At 64.2% G+C, this 23571-nt stretch carries 18 protein-coding genes and 1 pseudogene; 9 read left to right on the top strand and 10 right to left on the bottom strand.

Going from position 1 to position 23571, the window contains the following annotated elements:
* Positions 1–97 precede the first annotated feature (97 nt).
* From LDO86_RS17500 to LDO86_RS17490, 3 genes and pseudogenes are all read left to right on the top strand, one after another.
* Positions 98–1208 (top strand): annotated as a pseudogene (locus LDO86_RS17500) (SDR family oxidoreductase).
* Positions 1209–1364: 156 nt separating this feature from the next.
* Positions 1365–3113: an ABC transporter ATP-binding protein gene (locus LDO86_RS17495; protein ID WP_018770679.1), complete on the top strand. Its 1749-nt coding sequence runs from the start codon at positions 1365–1367 to the stop codon at positions 3111–3113.
* Positions 3110–5146, top strand: a complete 2037-nt coding sequence (locus LDO86_RS17490) for an ABC transporter ATP-binding protein (RefSeq protein WP_018770678.1) — start codon at positions 3110–3112, stop codon at positions 5144–5146. Before LDO86_RS17495 ends, LDO86_RS17490 begins: the two co-directional genes overlap by 4 nt.
* A gap of 144 nt (positions 5147–5290) precedes the next feature.
* Here LDO86_RS17490 and LDO86_RS17485 read toward each other — a convergent pair whose 3' ends face one another.
* From LDO86_RS17485 to LDO86_RS17450, 8 genes are all read right to left on the bottom strand, one after another.
* Positions 5291–6382 carry a type I restriction endonuclease gene (locus LDO86_RS17485; RefSeq protein ID WP_018770677.1) on the bottom strand — a complete coding sequence of 364 codons (1092 nt, stop codon included), beginning with the start codon at positions 6380–6382 and terminating at the stop codon, positions 5291–5293.
* A 247-nt stretch (positions 6383–6629) separates the two neighbouring features.
* Positions 6630–8006: an MFS transporter gene (locus LDO86_RS17480; RefSeq protein WP_018770676.1), complete on the bottom strand. Its 1377-nt coding sequence runs from the start codon at positions 8004–8006 to the stop codon at positions 6630–6632.
* An 87-nt stretch (positions 8007–8093) separates the two neighbouring features.
* Positions 8094–8546 (bottom strand): MaoC family dehydratase, encoded by a 453-nt coding sequence (locus LDO86_RS17475; protein ID WP_018770675.1) that lies wholly within the window; start codon positions 8544–8546, stop codon positions 8094–8096.
* A complete protein-coding gene (locus tag LDO86_RS17470) occupies positions 8547–9740 on the bottom strand; it encodes an acetyl-CoA C-acyltransferase (RefSeq protein ID WP_018770674.1) in 1194 nt (397 codons plus the stop codon). It lies immediately after the preceding gene.
* Positions 9740–10516, bottom strand: a complete 777-nt coding sequence (gene fabG / locus LDO86_RS17465) for a 3-oxoacyl-ACP reductase FabG (protein WP_018770673.1) — start codon at positions 10514–10516, stop codon at positions 9740–9742. The genes LDO86_RS17470 and fabG overlap by 1 nt, the downstream gene beginning before the upstream one ends.
* Positions 10517–10579: 63 nt before the next feature.
* The gene (locus LDO86_RS17460) at positions 10580–11776 is read right to left on the bottom strand and encodes an acyl-CoA dehydrogenase family protein (RefSeq protein ID WP_018770672.1); all 1197 of its coding nucleotides are present in this window, start codon (positions 11774–11776) and stop codon (positions 10580–10582) included.
* Positions 11773–12237, bottom strand: a complete 465-nt coding sequence (locus LDO86_RS17455; RefSeq protein WP_018770671.1) for a thioesterase family protein — start codon at positions 12235–12237, stop codon at positions 11773–11775. The genes LDO86_RS17460 and LDO86_RS17455 overlap by 4 nt, the downstream gene beginning before the upstream one ends.
* Positions 12230–13480, bottom strand: a complete 1251-nt coding sequence (locus tag LDO86_RS17450) for a CoA transferase (RefSeq protein ID WP_018770670.1) — start codon at positions 13478–13480, stop codon at positions 12230–12232. The genes LDO86_RS17455 and LDO86_RS17450 overlap by 8 nt, the downstream gene beginning before the upstream one ends.
* A 174-nt stretch (positions 13481–13654) precedes the next feature.
* Here LDO86_RS17450 and LDO86_RS17445 point away from each other — a divergent pair, with 174 nt between their 5' ends.
* Together LDO86_RS17445 and LDO86_RS17440 are read left to right on the top strand one after the other, a co-directional pair.
* A complete protein-coding gene (locus tag LDO86_RS17445) occupies positions 13655–14551 on the top strand; it encodes a LysR substrate-binding domain-containing protein (RefSeq protein WP_018770669.1) in 897 nt (298 codons plus the stop codon).
* 150 nt (positions 14552–14701) lie between these two features.
* Complete coding sequence (locus tag LDO86_RS17440) at positions 14702–15889, top strand: acyl-CoA dehydrogenase family protein (protein WP_018770668.1); 1188 nt, start codon at positions 14702–14704, stop codon at positions 15887–15889.
* Positions 15890–15932: 43 nt separating this feature from the next.
* Here the strand turns inward: LDO86_RS17440 and LDO86_RS17435 are convergent, their stop codons facing one another.
* Together LDO86_RS17435 and LDO86_RS17430 are read right to left on the bottom strand one after the other, a co-directional pair.
* Positions 15933–17204, bottom strand: coding sequence for an alkaline phosphatase family protein (locus LDO86_RS17435; RefSeq protein ID WP_018770667.1), 1272 nt, complete (start codon positions 17202–17204; stop codon positions 15933–15935).
* Positions 17201–18853 carry an alkaline phosphatase D family protein gene (locus LDO86_RS17430; protein WP_026265984.1) on the bottom strand — a complete coding sequence of 551 codons (1653 nt, stop codon included), beginning with the start codon at positions 18851–18853 and terminating at the stop codon, positions 17201–17203. Before LDO86_RS17430 ends, LDO86_RS17435 begins: the two co-directional genes overlap by 4 nt.
* 302 nt (positions 18854–19155) lie before the next feature.
* Between LDO86_RS17430 and LDO86_RS17425 the strand changes: the two genes are divergently transcribed.
* From LDO86_RS17425 to LDO86_RS17410, 4 genes are all read left to right on the top strand, one after another.
* Complete coding sequence (locus LDO86_RS17425) at positions 19156–20604, top strand: HNH endonuclease signature motif containing protein (protein ID WP_018770665.1); 1449 nt, start codon at positions 19156–19158, stop codon at positions 20602–20604.
* 308 nt (positions 20605–20912) lie between these two features.
* Entirely contained in the window at positions 20913–21788 is an 876-nt protein-coding gene (locus tag LDO86_RS17420) for a phosphatidylinositol-specific phospholipase C/glycerophosphodiester phosphodiesterase family protein (RefSeq protein WP_018770664.1), read from the top strand.
* A 27-nt stretch (positions 21789–21815) separates the two neighbouring features.
* Positions 21816–22871, top strand: coding sequence for a hypothetical protein (locus LDO86_RS17415; RefSeq protein WP_018770663.1), 1056 nt, complete (start codon positions 21816–21818; stop codon positions 22869–22871).
* Positions 22872–23050: 179 nt separating this feature from the next.
* The gene (locus LDO86_RS17410) at positions 23051–23533 is read left to right on the top strand and encodes an SRPBCC family protein (RefSeq protein ID WP_018770662.1); all 483 of its coding nucleotides are present in this window, start codon (positions 23051–23053) and stop codon (positions 23531–23533) included.
* Positions 23534–23571: the final 38 nt, after the last annotated feature.

Below are 23571 nucleotides of genomic sequence, written 5' to 3'. Positions count from 1 at the left end.
TCCGCCTCCACCTCGACATAGCGGCGGAATATCTGCCTGACGCTGGGGCTTGTCGCAAGGGGGCGTCGTCGGACAACCCTGCAGCAGAAGGAGCACTATGACCATCGGTTCAGGAACAGCAGCGGGTTCAGGATCAGCAGCGGGCAACGGGCGGACTGCCCTGGTGGTGGGTGCCACCGGCATCGCGGGGTCCGCGCTGGTGGATACTTTGGTTGGCGAAGGCTGGGCGGTCCTTGCCTTGTCCCGCAGGCCCGGAGCTGAGCGCCCTGGCGTCCGGTGGCTCTCGGCGGACCTGACCTCAGCTTCCTCCCTGGCGGCTGTGCTTGGTCCGGAGAACCCCTCCCATGTCTACTTCACCGCGTGGTCGCGCCGGGCCACCGAGGAAGAGAACATCGCCGTCAATGCCGGCATGGTGCGTGATCTCCTCGGAGCACTGCAGGGCAAGGACGTGTCCCACGTCGCCCTGATGACAGGCCTTAAGCACTACCTGGGACCGTTCGAGGCGTACGCGGCCGGGGAGATGCCGGACACGCCCTTCCATGAGGAGGAGCCGCGCCTTCCAGTACCCAACTTCTACTACGCCCAGGGAGGATGAACTCTGGGCGGCAGCGGCTGGGCAGGGCTTTACCTGGTCCGTGCACCGCGCACACACCGTGATTGGCCACGCGGTGGGCAACGCGATGAACATGGGCCTTACGCTTGCTGCGCAGGCCACCCTGTGCCGGGACAGCGGGGAGCCGTTCGTGTTCCCGGGATCCGAGACGCAATGGAACGGCCTCACTGACATGACGGATGCTGGCCTGCTGGCCGAGCACATGCTCTGGGCCTCCACCACCCCGGAAGCCGCGAACCAGGCTTTCAATATCGTCAACGGTGACGTGTTCCGCTGGCGGTGGATGTGGCCGAAACTCGCCGCCTACTTCGGCGTGGAGTGGGAGGGGTATCAGGGAGAGCCCCGTCCCCTGGAGCAGTCCATGGCGGGGCGCGGGGACCAGTGGCGGCAGCTCGCCGCCCACCACAACCTCAGCGAGCCGGAGCTGGACCGGGTGGCATCCTGGTGGCACACGGACGGCGACCTGGGACGCGGCATCGAGGTGGTGACGGACATGGGCAAGAGCCGGGACGCCGGCTTCATGGGATACCGGCGGACGCTGGATTCCTTCACGGCCCTGTTCGACCGCTACCGCGCCGATAGCCTGATTCCCTGATCAAGGAGGCCAAAAGAGCTGATCGGAGGGCCCGCGTACGCCGTCAGTGAACCCTGAAAGTTCTGGCTCAAACCCCCGGTTAAGTCCCAGCCTCCGGACGTACACTGACCTTCGCACCACGTTTGTGGACACTCCGTCAGGTGAGGGCTTGTACGTATGCTCTGGAAGTTGCTTGTCGAATACCTGCGGCCGCACCGGCCGCTGCTGGTCGCCGTCGTGGTTTTCCAGCTGGCGCAGTCCATCGCGTCGCTGTACCTGCCAACGCTGAACGCGGACATCATTGACCAGGGTGTGGCCCGCGGCGACACCGCCTACATCATGTCCACGGGCAGCGTCATGCTGCTCATCACCCTCGCGCAGATCGCCTGCGCCGTGGTGGCCGTGTACTTCGGTGCCAAGGCCGCGATGGGCCTGGGCCGGGACCTGCGCGGCGCCATCTTTGACCGCGTGAGCGAGTTTTCCGAGCAGGAGGTCACCCGCTTCGGCGCCCCGAGCCTGATCACCAGGTCCACCAATGACGTCCAGCAGGTCCAGCAGCTGGTGCTGATGTCCGCCACGCTTATGGTGGCCGCGCCCATGCTCAGCATCGGCGGCGTGATCATGGCCATCCGGCAGGACGCCCAGCTGTCCTGGCTCATTGCCGTGTGTGTCCCGGTGCTGCTGATCGCCGTCGGGCTCATTGTCACGCGGATGGTGCCGCTGTTCCGCAAGATGCAGGCCCGGATCGACACCGTGAACCGCGTGCTGCGCGAACAGCTCGCGGGCATCCGCGTGGTGCGGGCATTCGTGCGGGAGGACATGGAAACGGCGCGGTTCGCCCAGGCCAACACGGACGTCACGGACGTTGCCCTCCGCGCCGGACGCCTGATGGCGCTGATGTTCCCCACCGTCATGCTGATCCTGAACGTATCCAGCGTGGCGGTTATCTGGTTCGGCGCCTTCCGGATCGAGGACCAGTCCATGCAGGTGGGCACCCTGATCGCGTTCTTGAGCTACCTGATGCAGATCCTCATGTCCGTCATGATGGCTACCTTCATGGCGGTGATGATCCCGCGCGCGTCGGTGTCCGCGGACCGTATCGGCGAGGTGCTGGGCACCAGCTCCAGCGTCCTGCCGCCGGAGAACCCGGTCACCAGCGCGGCGTTCGCCGGCAGGCAGCGGCGCGGCGAGCTGGAGATGCGCGACGTCGGATTCGCCTACCCGGGTGCCGACCAGCCGGTTCTGTCAGGCATCAGCTTCACTGCCCGCGCTGGGCAGACGACCGCGATCATCGGCAGCACCGGCTCCGGCAAGACCACGCTGGTGAACCTGATGCCACGGCTCTTCGACGTCACCTCCGGCGCGGTGCTGATGGACGGAGTGGACGTCAGGGACCTGGACCCGGACCTGCTCTGGGGGCACATCGGCCTGGTGCCACAGCGGCCCTACCTGTTTTCCGGCACCGTGCGCAGCAACCTCCTGTACGGCAACCCGGACGCCACCGAGGACGAGCTGTGGACCGCGCTGGAGATCGCCCAGGCCCGGGACTTCGTGGAGCAGATGGAGGATGGGCTGGACGCGGCGATCTCGCAGGGCGGCACCAACGTCTCCGGCGGGCAGCGGCAGCGGCTGGCCATCGCCCGGGCCCTGGTGAAGCGGCCCGAGCTCTACATCTTTGACGACTCGTTCTCGTCCCTGGACACCGGCACCGACGCCCGGCTGCGCCAGGCGCTCAAGCGCAGCACTGCCGGTGCCACCATGGTCATCATCGCCCAGCGCGTGTCCAGCATCGTTGACGCGGACCAGATTATGGTGCTCGACGACGGCAGGATCGTTGCGCACGGCACGCACCATGAGTTGCTGGAGACATCCGAGACGTACCGTGAGATTGTTTCGTCCCAGCTGGCAGCGGAGGAAACGGTATGAGCACCCAACACCCGGGGACCCGTCCCGCTCGCGGCACCAAAACCGGGCCCGGCTCCGGAGCCGGCCAGGCCGACGTCGTACGCATTCCCCGGCCGCGCGGCGGCCCAGGGCACGGCGGACCGTTTGCCGGGATGAACGTCCCGACAGAGAAGGCGATGAACTTCGGCGGTTCGGCCAAACGGCTGCTGGGCACCCTGCGGCCGGAACGGCTCTGGCTGGTGCTGGTGCTGGTAATGGCCGTGGCGGGCGTAGTGCTGCAGGTGATTGGGCCGCGGCTGCTCGGCGAGGGCACCAACCTGATTTTCGCCGGTGTGGTGTCCAAGCAGCTGCCGCCGGGGATGACGCAGGCGCAACTGATTGCGCAGCTGCGGGCGGCGGGGGAGAACCAGAAGGCGGACATGCTGGGCGCCATGACGCTGACGCCGGGTGCGGGGATCGACTTTGCGGCGCTGGCCAGCGTGCTGACGTGGGCGCTGGTGCTGTACGTGCTGGGGTCGGCGTTCATGTGGGGGCAGGCGTATGTTCTGAACGGCGTGGTGCAGCGGACGGTGTTTGGGCTGCGCGAGAAGATCGAGGCGAAGATCAACCGGCTGCCGCTGCGGTATTTCGACTCGATCCAGCGCGGTGAGCTGCTCAGCCGGGTGACCAACGACGTGGACAACATTTCGCAGAGCCTGCAGCAGTCCATCAGCCAGGCGGTGACGTCGTTGCTGACGGTGGTGGGCGTGTTGGTGATGATGTTCATCCTGTCCCCGACGCTGGCGCTGATCGCGCTGGTGACCATTCCGCTGACGCTGGGGATCACGGCGCTGATTGCCAAGCGCTCGCAGAAGCTGTTTGTGCAGCAGTGGAAGAACACCGGTGAGCTGAATGGGCAGATTGAGGAGACCTACACCGGGCATGCACTGGTAAAGGTGTTCGGCCGGCAGCGCGAGGTGGGGGAGCGGTTCCGGCAGAAAAACGTGGAGCTGTATGAGGCGAGTTTCGGGGCGCAGTTCATTTCCGGGCTGATCATGCCGGCCATGACGTTCATCGGGAACCTGGTGTACGTGGGGATCGCCGTGGTGGGCGGCCTGCAGGTTGCGTCCGGGGCCATGCAGTTGGGTGACGTGCAGGCGTTCATCCAGTACTCGCGGCAGTTCACCCAGCCTCTGGCGCAGCTCGGCTCGATGGCCAACCTGCTGCAGTCCGGCGTTGCGTCGGCTGAGCGGGTGTTCGAGTTGTTGGATACGGAGGAACAGTCTGCCGATCCTGTGGGTGCTTCTTTGCAGAGTCCTGATGGTGCCGGGCGCGGGCGGCTGGTGTTCGAGGACGTGTCCTTCTCGTATTCGCCGGACAAGCCTCTGATTTCCGGGTTGTCTTTGGTGGCGGAGCCGGGGCAGACGGTGGCCATTGTGGGGCCGACGGGGGCGGGCAAGACCACGCTGGTGAACCTGATGATGCGGTTCTACGAGCTGGATGCCGGCCGGATCACGTTGGACGGCGTGGACATCACCACCATGACCCGGAACGACCTGCGCTCGCGGATGGGGATGGTGCTGCAGGACACGTGGCTGTTCGGCGGGACCATCCGGGACAACATTGCCTACGGCCGGCCCGCTGCGTCTTCGGACGAAATTCTGGAGGCGGCGCGGGCGACGTATGTGGACCGGTTCGTGAAGTCGCTGCCCGAAGGGTACGACACCGTGCTGGACGACGAAGGCTCCAACGTGTCAGCGGGTGAGAAGCAGCTGCTGACCATCGCGCGGGCCTTCCTGGCGCGGCCCTCTGTTTTGATCCTGGACGAGGCGACGTCTTCGGTGGACACCCGGACCGAGGTGCTGGTGCAGAAGGCCATGAGCGCCCTGCGGTCAGACCGGACGTCCTTTGTGATCGCGCACCGCCTGTCCACGATCCGCGACGCCGACCTCATCCTGGTGATGGAGGCCGGCCGGATCGTGGAGCAGGGGACCCACTCATCACTGCTGGCCGCCGGCGGGGCTTACGCACGGCTGTACGAGGCCCAGTTCGCTGCGCCGGTTGCGGAGGTTTAGGACCTGGCTGCCAGCTGGAATCGAGTTCCAAACTGCCAATTTCAGTACTGAATGGCACGGCGAATGAGCCCAATGGCCACTTATGTCCTGAGGCGATGAAGGCTTTGGCGCTGGTGGGTACGGCGCCTGGTGGCCCCCAAAAGATCAGAGGTAGCTTTTTACGGTCGCCCGCAGTGCTTCCGTGTGCTCGTAGATCTCCTCAAGGGAGTTGATGGGAACCCGAGTCTCTTCCTTGCTGTCGTCGAAGATGCCGATGTATTTCTGGGTTCGGTTAAAGTGCAGCCGCGCAATGGGCTTACGGTTGTTGTCGTCGAGGAGCACCGCGAAATAGGACTTTGCATCACGCTGAGCCACGCGTGCCGGTTTGACCTCGCTGCAGACAATTGCACGCACGATCTGGTAGCCCTCAATTTCCTCAAGCGTCGTCTCCAGCCCATCGGCTTCAGCGAGATCGGCTTCGGCTACTGGGGCGCTGGTGACCGCCAAGGGGGCGGCTGTGTCCTCAGTTTGCGGGAATCCAGGGTTGCCGAGGGCCTTCTTCAGCCGCTCGTTCACCTGGTCATTAAGGAATTGCTTGGTGGCCTTCCCCACCAGCGTTGTGAACTGCTCCCGCACTTTTTGCGTGTACGGTCCCGAATAGACCCTGGCTGTGAGGAACTTGACCCATTCATCTTCAGGCTCCTTGAACTGTGCAGCCAGGGTCCGCTTCAGTTCGCCGATGTATTTCAGTTCACCCGCGGCGCTGATGATCGAGTCGAGGTCGAAAACGTCCTTGGAAAGCTTCTGCAGTTCTGGGATAAGTGACTGGTCGATGTCGTTCAAATCCAGCACTAGGAAAGGCTTGGCATCCATACGATTTGGTGCGTCGAGGTCCGTAAAGAACTGGTACACCTCGCCATTGGTAAGGATGGCGATCCGCGCGTTGGTGACGGCAAAGTAGCGGAAGAGCTGTGATGCATGCTCGATCTTCACGGGCTCCGTGGATTTCTTGCACTCAATCAGGATCTGCACTTCGCCGTCCTTGACGATGGCGTAGTCGATCTTCTCACCCTTCTTGAGCCCCACGTCGGCGATGAATTCCGGGACAACCTCCAGAGGATTGAACACGTCGTAGCCGAGAATTGTCGAAATGAACGGCATCACGAAGGCATTCTTAGTTGCCTCTTCTGTCTGGATCACATCCCGCTGCTGACGCACCTTTGCCGCCAAAGCTGAAAGCTTCTCCGCGAATTCCATGTCCTACCCCCAGTAAGTTTCCTGTAGCCGGACGCCACCACGTGCCCGTCAGCAAATTTCAAAGCTGCTGCTGCAAAACTTACATCCGGGGAGCGACATTCTCACGCAACCAGGTAGTAGCTGACGTCATGTTGCATTCATTCGCAACGAAGACCGAACGACAAGACGGCGGAATCGAACCCCCGTCCCCCTGCAAACGAAAGCGTACGACGCCGGGTGTCCACCCGCCGTCGTACGCTCCGTGGGATTAGAAAGCGTCGGCCTCCGCATTGAGGTCCCGGCCCTTGGTTTCCGGCGCAAAAAACCCTGCCACAATACCGATCGCAGCGTAGGCCATGAGGATTCCGGCTACCGGGATCCACCCCGGCCCGGTCGCAGCAACGACGCTGGCTGCAATGATGGGGCCGAGACCGCCGGACAGGACGGCGCCGATTTCCTTGACCGTGGTCATGAAGGAAAAGCGGCGTTTGGACCCGAACATTTCCACCAGCCAGGTTGACTCCACGCCGTACAGATTCGGCAGTGGACCGCCAACGAAGATGACGAAGACCAGGGCCACCAGCACAGGGTTACGCGTTTCGATCATCAGCATCGCGGGAATCGTAAAGGCAAACTGGAATCCGGAGAGCCAGAGCCAGACCCTGCGGCGGCCGAATCGGTCAGTGAGCTTCCCGGTCAGCAAGACTGTGGCCACGCCCAGGACGGAGCCGAGTGTTACACCGGTGGTGACGAGGTTTGCGTCCATTTTCAACACCGATACCGTCCAGCCGATAAGGAAGCCCTTGACGAGGTAGACCGAACCGTTTTCGCCGAGTTTGATACCCAGTGAGACGAGGAAGGCCTTTTTGGCATCCGCGGCGTCACGCCAGATGCTTTGCTGCCTGGCTTCCAGACGTGCTGCGGCACGCCGCGCCTTGACCGCCTCGAAGACCGGTGATTCGCTCACGCTGCGACGAAGGTAGAGCGCCACTAGGGTGGTACCGACGCTGAGCAGGAAGGGAATACGCCATCCCCAGGCAAGGAAATCGTCCTTGGGCATCTGCGAGAGCAGCAGCCACAGTCCGCTGGCCAACAGCACACCGGTCGCAGTTCCAAGTGCCACCACGGCGCCGTAAAAGCCGCGCTTACCGGAAGGAGCGGATTCCACCAGCAGCAGCGAGGCCCCGGATAGCTCCGCGCCCGCGCCGAAGCCCTGGATAAGCCGCAGGAGCACAAGGAGGATTGGGGCCGCGACCCCGATCTGGGCAAATGTGGGCAACAGACCCATTCCCAAGGTGGCGATACCCATCATCCCCACGGTGATGACCAGGACGGATTTCCGCCCATACTTGTCGCCAAGGTAGCCAAAGTAGATCCCGCCCAGGGGCCGGACGAGAAACCCTGAACCGAAGGCGGCAAAGCTCGCCATCAATGCCATCGCCGGGTCCGTGTTGGGGAAGAAGAGCGGCCCGAAGACCAGCGCTGCCGCCAGGGTGTAGAGCGTAAAGTCCATGTATTCCAAGGCGGAACCAAGGAACGACGAAATGGAGGTGCGGCGCAGTTCAGCCGGCGCCACCTCCAGCTCCGATACCAGGCCCTGCGGCTCAGCGGCGGCATATTTCAGGTTTGGGTTTTCTGTGACCATGGGGTTTCTCCCTTGTGTAGAGCCTGTCGGCAGGCCCGGAGGCAAACGTCATTGTTCGGATGGTGGTGCAAGGTCTTCAAGGGCAGTTCAGTTCGGGAGCAGGGAGACAGTCTCCGCTATGCAGGCAGGCTTTTGTGAGCCTTCCAGTTCGATCAGGTGATTGAACTGCAGCTGCCGCCCATTGGCCGTCTCGCTCACCGATGCCAGCGTCAGCCGGTCCCTGATGCGTGAGTTGACCCTGGCCGGCGCCGGGAACCTTACCTTATTCAGGCCGTAGTTGATGATCATCGCGGCCCCGTCGACCCGGTATACCTGGCCGGCCAGGTATGGCAGCAGCGACAAGCTGAGGTAGCCGTGGGCGACAGTGGCCCCGAAGGGCCCGCCTGCTGCCCGCTCCGGGTCCGTGTGTATCCACTGTTGGTCCAGGGTGGCATCGGCGAAAGCCTGGATCTGGGATTGGTCCAGGGTATGCCATCCACTCACCCCGATTTCCTGGCCAGCCATGGTGGCGAGCTCGGCGGCGTCCTTGAACAGTTTCATTTAGACCCTCTCCAGCAGCATGGCGACGCCCTGGCCCAGGCCCACGCACATGGTGGCCAGGCCGCGGTTTGCGTCTTCGCGTTCCATCCGGCCCAGTAGCGTGACGACGATCCGTGATCCGGAGGATCCCAGGGGATGGCCCAGGGCGATCGCACCGCCGTCGTTGTTGACGGTTCCCTTATCCATTCCGAGCAGCCGAATGCAGGCCAGAGCCTGCGCTGCGAACGCCTCGTTGAGTTCGACGGCCCCCACCTCGGCCAGGTCCCAGCGCGCCTTGGCCAGGGCCTTTTGTGTCGCAGGCACCGGGCCGATGCCCATTACATCCGGCGCCACACCGGCCGCTTGGCTGGTCACGATGCGGGCCCGGGGCGTGAGCCCGTAGCGCTCCACGGCCTCGCCGCTGGCGACCAATACAGCTGATGCGCCGTCGTTGAGGGAACTGGAGTTGCCAGCGGTGACCACTCCGCGGGGCGCCACGATCGGCCGGAGGGCGGCCAGGGCATCAGCGGTTGACCCGCGTCTGGGTCCCTCATCGGTGACTACCAGCGAGACTTCCCCCCGCCTGCCCGTGACCGGAACAGGGACTATCTCGTCGCTGAAGCGGCCGGCGTCGATCGCCGCCACTGCCAGGTTGTGGGAGCGCAGTGCAAAGCTGTCCGCGTCGGCACGGGAAATCCCCTCCCGCTTCGCTACCTCTTCTGCCGTTTCGGGCATGGAAAACAGTGCCCCCGACTCCATCCGCGGGTTAACAAACCGCGCACCGATTGAGGTGTCCGCGAGTTCACCCGGTTTGGAGTAGGGCTTCTCCGGCTTTGCCATCACCCACGGCGCGCGGGTCATGGACTCTACGCCGCCGGCCACCACAAGGTCGGCGTCACCGTTGCGCACCGACTGCGCCGCCATGCTGATGGCTGTTAGCCCGGAGGCACAGAGCCGGTTGACGGTCACGGCCGGTACGGCGTGCGGGAACCCGGCCAGCAGTGCGGCCATCCGGGCAACGTTACGGTTGTCCTCACCGGCCTGATTAACACAGCCAAAGATGACCTCGTCAACGGTGGCAGGATCGACGCCGGCCCTGTCTACTGCGGCCTGGAGCACAAGCGCGGCCATGTCGTCGGGACGGACAGTGGCGAGCACGCCGCCGTGACGGCCCACCGGGGTACGGACGCCCCCGACGAGGAATGCCTCGGGCATCAGCGGGCCCCGCCGTTGATGTAAAGGGTCTGGCCGGAGATGTAAGAGGAGTCGTCACCGGCGAAGAAAGCCACGGCCGCTGCCACTTCCTCCGGCTGGCCTACACGTCCCAGTGGGGTTCGCTCCGCCACCGCCTGCTGGTGCTCGGCCGGGCTGGCCCCCACCCGCTCTGCCGTTGCGGCAGTCATTGAGGTGGCGATGTAACCCGGCGCCACCGCATTGACCGTGATGTTGAACGGACCAAGTTCGATGGCGAGCGTCGCGGTCAGGCCCTGGATACCGGCCTTTGCAGCCGCGTAGTTTGCCTGGCCGCGGTTGCCCAGCGCGCTGCGGCTGCTGAGCGAGACGATCTTGCCGTACTTGGCCGGAACCATGTAGCGCTGGGCAGCGCGCGTGCAGAGGTAGGCGCTGGTGAGGTTCGTGGCCAGGACCGAATCCCAATCCTGCCGCTCCATCTTGAAGAACATGTTGTCGCGGGTGATCCCGGCGTTGTTTACCAGGATGTCCAGCCGGCCGAACTCCCGGTGGATGTCATCGAATACCCGGTCTACTGCTGCCTCATCCGTGACGTCGCAGCAGGCGGCAAGGGCCTTTCCGCCCGCCGCCACGACGTCCGGGTGGTCCGAGATACGCTGCGCGGTGTCCTTGGCGCGGTCCTCGTTGAGGTCCAGGACGGCGACAGTGGCGCCGCCATTGGCCAGTTTCAGCGCGGTGGCTGCGCCGATTCCCTGCGCCCCTCCAGTGACTACTGCCACCCGGTTGGTGAAATTGCTCATGACATTTCCTTTGCTGGTGTTTGGAGCGTGCTTTGGCAAGCCCGGGTCGGGCCCGCCCGGGAGCTAGCTGAAGGCGGAGAGGCCGGTGATCTCGCGGCCAACGAGAAGGGATTGGATCGAGTCCGTGCCCTCATAGGTGGAGACGACCTCCATGTCGGTCATGTGCCTCGCCACGTGGTTCTCCAGCAGCATTCCGTTGCCGCCGAGCATGTCCCGTGCCTCTGAACAGATCCAGCGGGCTTTCCGGGCCGTGTGCATCTTGGCCATGGAGGCCATGGGCCCGGTCATCCGGCCGTCCTCGGCCAGCACGGCAAGGCGAAAGCAGATCAGCTGCATGGCTGTCAGTTCTGCAAGCATGTTGGCCAGCTTGTTTTGCACCAGCTGGAAACTGCCGATTGGTTTGCCGAACTGCTGGCGGGTCTTGGCATAGTCCACTGCGATCTCGTAAGCGGCCATTGCGTGGCCGTAGGACTCCCAGGAGGCGCCGCTGCGTGTGGAAGTGAGTACCTTGGTGACGTCCTTGAACGAATGGCATTCCGTGAGCCGGTTGGCCGCCGGGACCCGGAGGTTCTCAAGGGTGATGTCCGGTTGGAGGATCGCCCGCTTGCCAATCTTGCCGGTGATGACTTCGGTGGTATACCCCTCTGGAAAGCTGCCGTCCTCGTTACGCTCCATCACGAACGCCTTGACCTTGGCATCCGCTTCGTCGCGGGCAAAGATGATGACGACGTCGGCCATGCTGGCGTTGCCGATCCAGCGTTTGCGCCCGTTGATGATGTAGCTGTCCCCCTCGCGCCGTGCGCTGGTTTCGAGCGCCACGGAGTCAGACCCGTGCTCGGGTTCGGTCAGGGCGAAGGCGCCGATCTTGCCGAGGGCGGCCATGGCAGGGAGCCAGCGCTGCTTTTGCTCCTCGCTGCCGAGCATGTTGATGGTTCCCATCGCCAGTCCGGACTGGACGCCGAGGAAGGTGTTGACGGAACCGTCGCCGCGGGAGACCTCGGCGGCGACAATCCCCGCGGCAAGCCGGCTTAGCCCAGGGCATCCGTAGCCCTGAATGGTTGTTCCGACGATGCCGAGCCCGGCAAGTTTGGGTACAAGTTCGAAGGGGAACTCGGCACGTTCCCAATAGCCGTTGATGACCGGCAGCAGGTCTTTGTCGACGAAGGCGCGGACTTTCAGCCGGAGCGCCCGGTCCTCAGCGCTGAGGAAATCGTCCATGAGGTAAAAATCGGTGCCGTTCGCGGCCGTTTCGCGTTTCATTGAGTGAGCTCCAGTGGTGTGTGATCGGGGACCCATTTGCCCTGCGGGTCTGCAGTTCGATGTGAAGGCTGGAAAAGGGTGAGCCAGTGGCGCTCGTGTTCCGCCAGGGGCCGGGACTTGCCAGTGTCCGGCTGGACTGAAACCAGCACGGTACGGCCGTCTACGGCGACCGCCCCGAATTGGCTGCCCCTGAATTCCAGGCTGAACGAACTCGTGCCGATCCTGGTCACCGCGAGTTCAACCTCCAGGTCTTCGCCGTGGTGGACTGGCCGCCGATAGTTCACTTCGAGGCTGGCTACCACCGTGGGGGTCGCTTCGGCTCGGCGTATGCCCGGCATCGAAGACCGCCATTTGATTCTTGACTCCTCCAGGAGCGTGACGACGGCGGCGTGGTTGACGTGCCCGTTGAGGTCCTGGTCGGACCATCGTGGGCAGACTCGGGTCCGGTAGGTTTCAGGCATCGACCAGGGCTTTCCGATGGAGTAGCCATTCCCGCACCAAGCGGGAGCTTTCGTTCAATCCCGGGGGTGCGAGCGAATAGTCCACCGGCGTAAGGGAATACTCGACAGGATGGCGGACCGTGGGTATCTTCCGGGGCCCGTCGCCAGCCATCACTACCGGGTTCAGCCCCAGCTGTTCAGCGAGCTCCACACCGCCGCGGACATCCTGGATCGGAGCGCAGGGCAGCCCTGCCGAGGAGAGCTCACGGAACCATTCGTCGGCTGACTGGCTGGCCAGTTGGGCGTGGAGGATGCCGCGCAGCTCGTTACGGTTGGCGTTGCGCTGCAGAGTTGTGACGAACTTTGGATCACGGGCGACTCCGGGAATCCCCAGCGCCTCGCACAGCCGGACGAACTGGGCATCATTTCCCGTCGCGATGATGATAGTGCCGTCCCCGGTCTGCATCGGAGCGTATGGATACATGCTGGGGTGTTCGTTCCCCATCCTGGTCGGTACCACACCGCCCGTTACATAGGCCGCAGACTGGTTCACCATTCCGGACAGGGCCGAGGTCAGCAGGTTCAGTTCCACCAGCTGACCCTCGCCGGTCCGGTCCTTGTGGTGTAGTGCCCCCAGGATGCCGATGGCAGCGTGCAGGCCCGTGATGACATCGAACAGCGCGATGCCTGCCCGGTACGGTTGGGAGTCCTGGTCCCCGGTAAGGCTCATCATCCCCGATGCGGCCTGTACCAACAGGTCATACCCCGGAATATGTGCGCCCGCTCCAGTACCGAACCCAGTGATGGAAGCATAGATAATGTTCGGGTTCAGTTCGGCCGCGGACGCGTAATCCAAGCCCAGCCGCGCCATGTTGCCGGGCTTGAAATTCTCGATCATGACATCAGCGCTGGCGATCAGGGAACGCGCAACGTTGAGGTCCTCCGGGTCTTTCAGGTCCAGGGCAATGGAATGTTTGTTGCGGTTAACCGCGAGGAAGAACGTGGCCTCGCCGTCCCGTACGGGGGGCATATACGTGCGGGTGTCGTCACCCTCAGGTCCCTCCACCTTGATCACCGTGGCGCCCATGTCAGCCAGGAGCATGGTGGCGTACGGGCCTGCCAGCACCCTGCTGAAATCTGCCACCACAACGCCGGCGAGGGGACCCGCGCTGGCCCGGCCCAGGACGTCACCTTCAGGATTGTCGTCACTGCCAGGGGGACGACTATGTCCGCTGGAAACCGGTTTTTTGATCGGTTGTGTCATCTGCTTCCTCCGCTTTGTGGTGTGCATCACCTACCTTCCCAAGCGGACTGATTCGCGTCCAATACACATTGGGTGCCGGACTGATACCTCAGCGCCATCAATGTCAGCTGGGTCTGCCTTCGGTATGTTGGGCGTATGAACAACGACGTTTACCTGGTCAGGAGCTGAGCGGAAGTGGAGATACACCAGATCCGGGCCTTTCTCGCCGTGGCAGAGGAACTGCACTTCGGCCGGGCCGCGCGTCGGCTCCATATGGCCCAGCCGCCGCTGAGCCGGTCCATCCAGCGGCTTGAGCACGAACTGAAGGCGCCGCTGTTTATCCGCAGCACGCGCACGGTGCAGCTGACCGCCGCGGGTGAGGCCTTTCTCGGCCCGGCACGCGAGATACTCGAGGGGTGCCGGCGGGGCCGCCTCGCGGTCGCCTCGGTGGGCCGCGGCGAAACCGGGCGCGTGCGGGTCGCCTTTGCCGGGGTTTCCTCGCATGTCATGGTTGGCAAGCTCGCCAAGCGTGTCCGGGAGGTGCACCCGGGAATCGACTTTGAGCTGTCCAGCTCCAATTTCGCCCTTCCGGCCATGGACAAGGTTATGAGCGGGTCCATGGAAGTCGGCCTGGGCCGCTGGAATTTCATTCCTGCTGTCCTTGACTCGCGGATCGTGGCCAACGAGCGGCTCGTCGTTGCCCTGTATGAAAGCCACCCCCTGGGCGGACAGGCTTCGCTGCGTATGGCAGACCTCGCGGGGCAGCCTTTCGTCACGTTGCCGGAGCACCCGGGCGCCATCCTCCATGACCACCTTCGAAGGCTCTCCAGTGCCGCAGGTTACGTCGTGGAGATTGCCCAGGTGGCGCCGGATTCCCAGACTCTTATGGCGCTGGTGGCAGCCGAGATCGGTGTCGCCCTGACAGTGTCCTCCGTGCCGGAAAACTTCAGCCACCCGGGTGTCGTGTTCATTCCCCTTGATGATCCGGTTGACCCCATCCAACTGCGGCTGGTCTGGCGGAAGGACAACACCAGCCCGGCGCTGCGCGAGGTCCTTCGGGTGTCGGAAGAGGTCCTTCCATCGCCGGACTGAACCGTCCATTGATGCGCATGGGGCATAACCGGAATCACTATTAGGTATTGGATCTGACGGCAATCAGGCTGGCACAGTGGTTCGGGTCACCGGGTGCAAGTACGCCCGTGGTGACGCCAACCCTTCCCTTGACCTGCCAGGAGAATCACCGTGACCGTAACCGCACCTGCCCTGGTCTTCGACGACGTGCTAAACCTTGACACCCTCCTGACCTCCAGGGAACTGGAGCTGCGCAGCACTGTCCGTGCCTTTGTGGATGAACGGATCCGGCCCAACATCGCCGAGTGGTATGAGGACGCCCACTTCCCGCTCGAGCTTGTTCCCGAGCTTGGGGAGTTGGGGGTCCTCGGGATGCACCTCAAGGGCTACGGATGCCCGGGCCGCAGCGCCGTCGAGTATGGCCTCGCCGCCATGGAGTTGGAAGCCGGCGACTCCGGGCTTCGGACCTTCGTCAGCGTCCAGGGTTCCCTGGCCATGAGTGCCATCCACAAGTGGGGGTCCGAGGAGCAGCGGAACGAGCACCTGCCGGCGATGGCGCGGGGCGAGAAGATCGGCTGCTTCGGACTCACCGAGCCCACGGCCGGCTCCGATCCTTCCAGCATGGCAACTTTCGCGGCACCCGACGGAGACGGCGGTTGGGTCATCAACGGCGCAAAGCGCTGGATCGGGCTCGCCTCAGTCGCCCAGATTGCGGTCATCTGGGCTAACACTACCGAAGGTATCCGCGGGTTCATCGTCCCGACGGACACCCCCGGCTTCACTGCGACGCCCATCAACTCGAAGCTGTCCATGCGGGCCTCCATTCAATGTGACATCAGCCTCGATGAAGTACGGCTGCCGTCCACTGCGCTCCTGCCCGGTGCCCGCGGGCTCAGCGGCCCGTTTTCCTGCCTTAATGAGGCCCGTTACGGAATCATTTGGGGGGCTATGGGTGCCGCGCGGGACTCCTACGAAACGGCCTTGGCGTATTCCAGCGACCGCCTCCAGTTTGGCAAGCCCCTCGCCGGCTACCAGCTTACGCAGGAAAAACTGGTCAATATGCTGCTGGAAATCCAAAAGGGGACCCTGCTGGCGCTTCATACCGGACGCCTGAAGGACTCCGGGACGCTGGAGCCAGTTCAGATCTCCGTGGGAAAGCTGAACAACGTCAGGGAGGCCATTGCCATCTGCCGCGAAGCCCGCACCATCCTTGGGGGAAACGGAATTACCCTGGACTACTCGCCGCTGCGGCACGCTAACAACCTTGAATCAGTGCGAACGTATGAAGGTACGGACGAGGTCCATACCCTAATCCTGGGTCAGCGGATCACGGGCATCCCGGCGTTCCGGCAGGAGTGACGGCATGGCACGCGGCTGTGCGGCCGCGTGCCATGCCGGCCGCTTAAAGCCCAAGTGCTCCTGCCCGGGAAGCCCCGTCATAGCCGCCGGCCGGTGGGTTGAGTCCGTAGATCGCGCCAATGGTCGGCGCCACGTCGGCCGTCCTGGCCGGATCCGAAGAAACCCCCGCGACTACCTTGGGGCTGCCGCCGGTAATGAAGAAGGGGATAGGTTCCGTGGCGGGATGTCCGTGATTACCGGGAATCGGATTTGAGATCACGTACGGGTCGGAGAAGCGCCAGCCCGCCCGGCAATAGGCCACCAGGTCTCCCGCCTCGGCCCCGAGCCGGAGTTCGCCGGGCTTATGTACTGACAGCACTCCCTCATGCGCGTCCACAAGCTGTTCGACGGCGGCCAATCCCGCAAGGCGGTCCGCTTCGGAACCGGTCCAGTACAGCAGGTCCGCCCCGCCATTTTGGGCGATCCTGATGTTGGCCTGGAGGTCAGGGCGTGCCTGCAGGATCAGGTCGACGGAAACCACATTGGTGGGAATGGACCAGTCCATGGAGTGGTCAGCAAGCACCATGATCACGCTCGACTCCCATTTGCCCGTGCCCTTGAGGTGATCGACGAAACGTCCCACCTGCTGGTCAGTGTTCATCAGCGCGGCCTCGCGTGCCGCCCGCAGCGTGGTGCCGGTGAGGTCGGAGTGCCCCACCCGGTCGATGTCGCCCAGGTTGGTGAACACGAAGTCGGGGTCCGGCCCGCTGACCATGGCCAGCAAGGCGTCCATCGTGGCCAGATCGGGTGCGTGGCCGGTTACCGGGAGAAGCGGCTGGGGTTCCCAGCGGTAGCTGGCTCGGGTTCCGAAAATGCCGTAAAGGTACTTCTTGCTGAGTACAGACCCCGTGGTAAGTCCGCGCTCCTGCAAACGCTCCAAAATAGTTGGAAAGTGCAGGTCGGTGGGCCGGTCGAGGTCGCGGACCACACTTTCCGTGCTGTCGAAGATGGAGTTGGCAGGGACCCCGGAGCGGTCCGGACGGACACCCGTCATCATCATCACGTGGTTTGGAATGGTCTCCATGACGGGGAGCGACCGGGCTGCCGGGAAGTTGGTGCCAGCGGCCCGGAGCGCGGCCAGCCGTGGGGTCAGCGTGGTGGAGATTTCGTCTGGGCGGCAGCCGTCCACCACCAGCACGTAGCTTCGCACACGTTCGGCGGCGGGTGCTGCCCATGCCGCCCCATGGGCGGCGGAAAGCACGACGGCGGAACCTCCTGCGGCGGCGAGTTTCAGGAACTGCCGGCGTCCTGGGTTCTGATGGGTTGATGAGCTCAAGAGAGGCCTCCTTGTGCCGGCGTTACTTTGCCGGTGTTGGCTGCGATATTAAACGAGGTGGACAGGGTGGATCCTGAGCCGGCGGAAGTTCGCTCGGCGAGGACATACCAATCCATCCGCACTCCGCCGGGCGTGACGTCCAGGACGGAATAGCCGTGCGAGTCGAAATCGAGGTACTTCACGTGCGGGTTTGCCCCCTTGATGGCGCTCTCGACGCCGACGGAGACCGTACGGGGTGGCACGTTGAGGATGTCGTCCAGGTTGTCACTCGTCACCGAAGTACAGACAAGTTCGGCCGCCACGGAATCGCCCGTGACGGGGTAGGTGGCGGGATCGGCCGGGATGTCGCATGCCCAGCCGGAGTGGATGTCGCCGGTCAGGAACACAGTGTCCTTGACCGCGTTGTCCCGCAGGTGGCTGATGACGCGGTGCTGGTCCGCCTCGTAGCCGTCCCACTGGTCGACGTTGATCTGCGCCCCGTCGATGGTGGTGCCGCCCATAAGTTTCTGCACCCCGCCCAGTTCGGCCGTGCTCAGCGATGACGGGACGCGCACTGGCGTGATCATGACCGGGTTGCCGACCAGCTTCCATTGCGGGCCAGTGGACTTCAGGTTGCCAAGGAGCCAGTCCATCTGTGCGGCGCCAGTGATGCTGCGGTCAGGGCTGTCGACTGTGGGGTCGGCTGCGTTGGCGGCCTGATGATCGCGGTAGGAGCGCAAATCCAGCATGGACAAGCTGGCCAGGGAACCGAAGTCCAACCGCCGGTAAAGTTGGCCGCCAGGTTCGTACCGCACTGGCATCCATTCGGCGTAGGCCTGATGTGCCGCGGCAAAACGCTCATCCCACGCTCCCTCGGCTCCCTCAGTGTGGTTTTCCGCGCCGCCCTTCCAGGCGTCGTTGGCCGATTCGTGGTCGTCCCAGGTCACGATGAACGGCGCGGCGGCGTGCAGCGACTGCAGGTCCGGGTCGGTCTTATATTGTGCGTGCCGGCGGCGGTAGTGGGCCAACTGCGTCATTTCGTGGGCAGGCTCGTGGGGACGGACCACCACGTCACGTGCCTGGTATTCGCCAGGCCCGTATTCGTAGAGGTAATCGCCGAGGTGAAGCACGGCGTCGAGGTCTCCGCGGGCGGCGAGGTGGCGGTAAGAGGAAAAATAGCCGGCCTGCAGGTTGGCGCATGACACCACGCCAAACTTCAGCCGGTCCACGGGGGTACCGGCGGCGGGTGCTGTTCGGGTCCTGCCCACGGGGGAAACTGATTGCCCCAAGGTAAACCTGAACCAGTAACTGGTGCCTGGGGAGAGCCGGGGCGCAACAACCTTGACCGTGTGGTCCCTGGCCGGGCTGGCGTTGGCGATGCCGCGGGCAACTATTTTTCTAAAGTCTGCATCAGCCGCGACTTCCCACCCCACCGTGACCTCCGGGCCCAGCCCGCTCCCGGGCAGGGCCTCAGGTGACGGCGTGACCCGTGTCCAGAGCAGCACGCTGTCAGGAAACGGGTCGCCCGAGGCAACACCGTAGGCGAAAATTCCCGTACCAGCTGCGGCCGCGCTGGCCGCGGCGGTCCCGGCCCAAAGCGAGCCACTGCCACCCGCTGCCGCAACCACCGCTGCGGACCTTAGCATTTGACGACGAGTGTAAGTGTTCATAATTCGAGTATTCCTACTCGCCAGTAGCGGATTGGGCTTTCCGTCCGGGAGTTCGCCTGCAGTTTCCCAAGTGTTTGCTCCCGGGCAACTGACGGATACCTCCCATGTCTGCCTCCCGATGATGGCAAGGCCAGGTGGCGCGGATGCACAGTCCTGGCCGCCCCGTTCAGCGCATGGGCCCCGAAGAACCATGGCTGGAGATGTGGGCGCCGATGTCCTGATGAACACAATCGCTTGCCTCAGCACGGTGGACAGGTTGAATCGGAACTCGAATTGTCAGACCCCAGTGACAGCATTTGGGTATGGAAACCGGAGCGGTTGTGGACGCGGGACGCAGGGCCGGGTTGCCGGCTGCCGTCACCTCCCTGGCCGGACTGGTGAACGAGATGGCCGGAGTCCTTGCCCGTTCCTCGGAAGCGTCGGCTCGTGGTGACGGCCTGGCTGGCCATGATCCTCTGCGGGAACTTTCCGAGTCCTGCCTGGACGGCCTGGCGGTGGTGGCCCGGATCGAAGCTGCCACAGCCGCGGCGAAGGTCCAATTGCTGGCCGGTTACGCAGAGGCATCAGAGGCGTTGGAAGGGCCGGCGCAAAGTGCCTATGAATCGTCGGCGCGGGAAATGAGCCTGGTGGCAGAGGTTTCCTGCGTCCTCACCATCGGTGAACGTGCCGCGTCTGCACTTTTGGGGGAAGCCCAGGCGCTGACCAGCTCTTTGCCGTCGACGCTGGATGCGCTCCAGGACGGAAGCATTTCCTGGCAGCACGCACGGATCCTTGTGGACGAAACCTCTGGCCTCAACCCCGCTGCGACCGCTTCATTGGAAGCTCACTTCCTTGACCCGGAGGCACCGAACGCGGCCAGGGGAGCCGCTGCTGGTGAATTGGTGCCGGCCCGGTTTCGTCGGAAAGTCCGTTCCTGGCGGGAACGGCATCACCCGGAGTCCCTGGATTCGAGGCACGCGAAGTGCGCAGGGGACCGGCGGATGGAGTACTCCCTGGACCGGGACGGAATGGCATGGGTCTCGCTGTACATGCGGGCGGACACGGCATGCGCGGTCTGGAACAGGATGTCCGCCATGGCCCGCGGCCTGCAGGGCCCGGATGAACCGCGGACGCTTGCCCAGCTCAGGGCGGATGTGGCTGCGGGGTTGCTGTTGGGCAATCCAGCCCAGGCAGTTGGCGCGGCGCCCTCCCTTAAAGCCGACGTGCTGGTCACCGTGCCGGTGTTTTCACTCCTCGGAACCGCGGACGAGCCCGCAGAGCTTGACGGTTACGGACCCATCCCGGCGTCGATGGCCCGAAGGCTCGTCACGGAAGGTGCCGGCTCGTTCTACCGGGTCCTCGTGGATCCCCGGGACGGGGCACCGCTGGAAATCAGCCGGACCAGCTACCGCCTCCCGGAATCACTGAAGCGGTGGTTGCGGATGCGCGATGGAAAATGCACTTTTCCCGGCTGCAGCAACGCCAGCCTGGATAATGAATCAGACCACCTCACAGCCTGGGAACATGGCGGAACTACCGGAATCAGCAACTTGGGTCAGCTGTGCCCCAAGCACCACAGGCTCAAGCACCGAACGGGCTGGAGCCCCGGACCAGCCGCCAGGAACGAACCACCCGGCTGGATCTCGCCCACCGGGCGCCAATACAACGCCGAACAACCGGACCGGGAACCGTCACTGTGGCCGCCGGGCTTCCTGCCCGGAGAAGGCAGCCTCTTGGAAGCAGTATGCGTGGATTATCTGGCTGCGTCATAGCCGGGGTATTCATGCTCTCCGTCGGCGTGCTCCGTTGGTGTGCGCCCCGGCACAGCCAGGACCGCGTCCAACCACGGCGCCACGTGGAGCAATCATCCGTGCCGGTCTTGGAAGTGAAGTAGACATCCGTGCCGGTCTTGGAAGCAGGCTGCCGGTCCTGTAGGGACCGGCCTGTTGTTCCCTTCCGTTTACCCACCATCAACCAAAGCGCTCCAAACCGTTCCAGCAGGCACAGCAAGCTGTTCGGGCACCCTTCCGCCCGTCACACCCCGGCCGGGCAGACATCCCCGACGCACCAGGAGTACTCCGTGTTCGTGAAAAGCACCCTCGCCACCGTCGCCATCCTCGCTTCCCTTGCCGGGACAGCCGTAGCCCCCGCCCAGGCGCAGACTCAAGCCCCGGCTGAGGCACCCAGGCCGGCTCCCGTCGTCGTCGGCCAGCCGCTTGCCGGGACACACGCCCACAATGATTACGAGCATGACCGGCCCCTGTTCGACGCCTTGGAGCACGGCTTCACCAGCGTCGAGGCGGACGTGTGGCTTGTGGACGGCGAACTGCGGGTGGCCCACGACCTCGCCGACGCCAAGCAGGGCGTCACGCTCGAGAGCCTCTACCTCGACCCGCTCCAGGACCTGGTCCGCAGCCAGCCCGGCCACAGCGTCTACCCCCAGTGGGACGGCAGCCTCCAACTCCTGATCGACATCAAGAGCGAAGGCGAGGCCACCTACGCCGCCGTCGAACAGGAACTGTCCGAGCACCGCGGCATCATGAGCCGCTACACCAACGGCAACGTCAAGACCGGCCCGGTGACCGCCGTCATCAGCGGCAACCGCCCACTGGCCACCATGCAGGCACAGACCCAGCGCTTCAGCTTCTACGACGGCCGCTCTACGGACCTCGCCTCAGGCCTCCCCGCCGCCCTGATGCCCCTGGTCAGCGACAACTGGACCAAGCTCTTCACCTGGCAGGGCGTGGGCCCCATGCCCGAATCCGAGCGGACCAAGCTGCGCGCCTTCGTTGCCACCCACGCCAACGGCTACCGCGTCCGCTTCTGGGCCACCCCGGACCAGCCCGGCGCCGCCCGCGACGCCGTCTGGACCGAACTGGCCGACGCCGGCGTGGACCACATCAACACCGACGACCTCGCCGGCCTCCAGCAGTTCCTCACCGCCCGCGGCGCCTAGGCATTTAGCAGAAACAGGAGCAATCACATGCCCACAAAGACTTTGAAAATTACGACGGCGGCACTCACCCTGGCGCTTGGCCTCCTTGCGTCCCAGCCCGCATTCGCCGGAATACAGGCTGCGGACAGCAGCAGCGACAACAACCAGGCCTTCACCTTCGCCGCGATCGGCGACATCCCCTACGGCGCAACCGAGATCGCCAAGTTCCCGTCCCGCATCCAGGACCTCAACGCCGACAAGGACCTGAAGTTTGTAGCACACGTGGGCGACATCAAGAACGGCTCCTCCGTCTGCTCCGACGGGTACTTCTCCTACATCCGCTCCCAGTTCGACACCTTCACCCACCCGCTGGTCTACACGCCTGGCGACAACGAATGGGTGGACTGCCACCGCGCCAACAACGGCGCCTACAACCCGCTGGAACGTCTGGACAAACTGCGGGAGGTCTTCTTCAACCAGCCCGGCAAGACACTCGGCGCCACCATGCCGGTGAAGTCCCAGGCGAACCTGGGCCTGCCCGAGGACGTCCGCTTCACCAAGAACCGGGTGGCCTTCTCCGTCCTGAACGTCCAGGGCAGCAACAACTCCCTCCTGCCGTGGACGGGCCTGGGCAAGACAGAACCCACCCCGGAGCAGCTGGCGGAGGTGGAGCACCGGACGGACGCCGTCATCACCCAGATCCACCAGACCTTCGCCGACGCCAGGCGCAGCAATGAGCGCGCGGTGGTGCTCATGCAGCAGGCCGACATGTTCGACCCTTTCCTCCTGGCCGACGCCACCGCCAATCCCGAAACCGTCTCCGGCTTCCGCGGGATCGTGCAGGCGATCGTCGAGGAAACCAACCACTTCGACGCACCGGTCTACCTCATCAACGGTGACAGCCACGTCTTCGCGGAGAACCAGCCCCTCGCCGCGGGATCGCCGTGGCTGGGCATCTACGGCTCGGCCCCAGCGGACAACCTGCGGCGCATCACCGTGGACGGCGCCAACAACGCCGTGGACTATGTGCGCTTCACTGTGGCCGGCAACAGCGCCACGGGTGAGGACGTCCTGAGTTGGGAAAAGGTCGCCTTCAGCGGGTAGGCACCAACCGGAAGCGGACGACGTCGGGCGCCCACCCGCCGTCGTCCGCTTGGGAATTCCAAGGCTCTGGACACAGATAGCTGCCGGACTTATCGTGCTGGGGTGGCGGCTGCCTGACTGGCAGGAAGGCCAGTGCTGCCGGTCTGTCGCTGCGGCCGTCCGTCATAAGGAGGAAGCAGATGGAACACTTCGAAGAGGTTGAAGAGACCGTTGAAGTCGCCGTCCCGGTGGGTACCGCTTACAACCAGTGGACCCAGTTCGAATCCTTTCCGCGGTTCATGTCCGGAGTGGAATCGATAACCCAGCTGACGGACACCACCAACCACTGGGTTACCAAGGTGGGTGGCGTCAGGCGGGAGTTCGACACTGAAATTGTCGACCAGGAGCCCGATGACCGGATCGCCTGGCGCAGCGTCGACGGCAAGTCGCATGCCGGTATCGTCAGGTTCACGCCGCTGGACGCTACTCACACCAAGGTCAAAGTCCATTTCGAATGGGCCCCGGAAACCGTCACCGAAAAGGCAGGCGCGGCGCTGAAGATCGACAAGATGCAGGTCAAGGCGGACATGCGCAAGTTCAAGGACTTCGTTGAATCGCGCGGCACCGAAACCGGAGGCTGGCGTGGCGAAGTCAAGGACAGCGGCCCCACCGGCCAGTTGTAGACCTGGCAAACAGAAACGTACGACGGCGGGTGCCCGCC

This window comes from Arthrobacter sp. StoSoilB19 (assembly GCF_019977275.1).
Taxonomy (GTDB): Bacteria; Actinomycetota; Actinomycetes; order Actinomycetales; family Micrococcaceae; genus Arthrobacter.
The sequence above is the reverse complement of the archived record's forward strand: the minus strand, read 5'-3'. Positions and strand labels throughout refer to the sequence as shown.

What these genes read in the sequence shown, in the direction of transcription:
- LDO86_RS17495 (WP_018770679.1), top strand. Translation starts at nt 1,365, where the DNA reads ATGCTCTGGAAGTTGCTTGTCGAATACCTGCGGCCGCACCGGCCGCTG.
- LDO86_RS17490 (WP_018770678.1), top strand. Translation starts at nt 3,110, where the DNA reads ATGAGCACCCAACACCCGGGGACCCGTCCCGCTCGCGGCACCAAAACC.
- LDO86_RS17485 (WP_018770677.1), bottom strand. Translation starts at nt 6,382, where the DNA reads ATGGAATTCGCGGAGAAGCTTTCAGCTTTGGCGGCAAAGGTGCGTCAG.
- LDO86_RS17480 (WP_018770676.1), bottom strand. Translation starts at nt 8,006, where the DNA reads ATGGTCACAGAAAACCCAAACCTGAAATATGCCGCCGCTGAGCCGCAG.
- LDO86_RS17475 (WP_018770675.1), bottom strand. Translation starts at nt 8,546, where the DNA reads ATGAAACTGTTCAAGGACGCCGCCGAGCTCGCCACCATGGCTGGCCAG.
- LDO86_RS17470 (WP_018770674.1), bottom strand. Translation starts at nt 9,740, where the DNA reads ATGCCCGAGGCATTCCTCGTCGGGGGCGTCCGTACCCCGGTGGGCCGT.
- fabG (WP_018770673.1), bottom strand. Translation starts at nt 10,516, where the DNA reads ATGAGCAATTTCACCAACCGGGTGGCAGTAGTCACTGGAGGGGCGCAG.
- LDO86_RS17460 (WP_018770672.1), bottom strand. Translation starts at nt 11,776, where the DNA reads ATGAAACGCGAAACGGCCGCGAACGGCACCGATTTTTACCTCATGGAC.
- LDO86_RS17455 (WP_018770671.1), bottom strand. Translation starts at nt 12,237, where the DNA reads ATGCCTGAAACCTACCGGACCCGAGTCTGCCCACGATGGTCCGACCAG.
- LDO86_RS17450 (WP_018770670.1), bottom strand. Translation starts at nt 13,480, where the DNA reads ATGACACAACCGATCAAAAAACCGGTTTCCAGCGGACATAGTCGTCCC.
- LDO86_RS17430 (WP_026265984.1), bottom strand. Translation starts at nt 18,853, where the DNA reads ATGAACACTTACACTCGTCGTCAAATGCTAAGGTCCGCAGCGGTGGTT.
- LDO86_RS17425 (WP_018770665.1), top strand. Translation starts at nt 19,156, where the DNA reads ATGGAAACCGGAGCGGTTGTGGACGCGGGACGCAGGGCCGGGTTGCCG.
- LDO86_RS17415 (WP_018770663.1), top strand. Translation starts at nt 21,816, where the DNA reads ATGCCCACAAAGACTTTGAAAATTACGACGGCGGCACTCACCCTGGCG.
- LDO86_RS17410 (WP_018770662.1), top strand. Translation starts at nt 23,051, where the DNA reads ATGGAACACTTCGAAGAGGTTGAAGAGACCGTTGAAGTCGCCGTCCCG.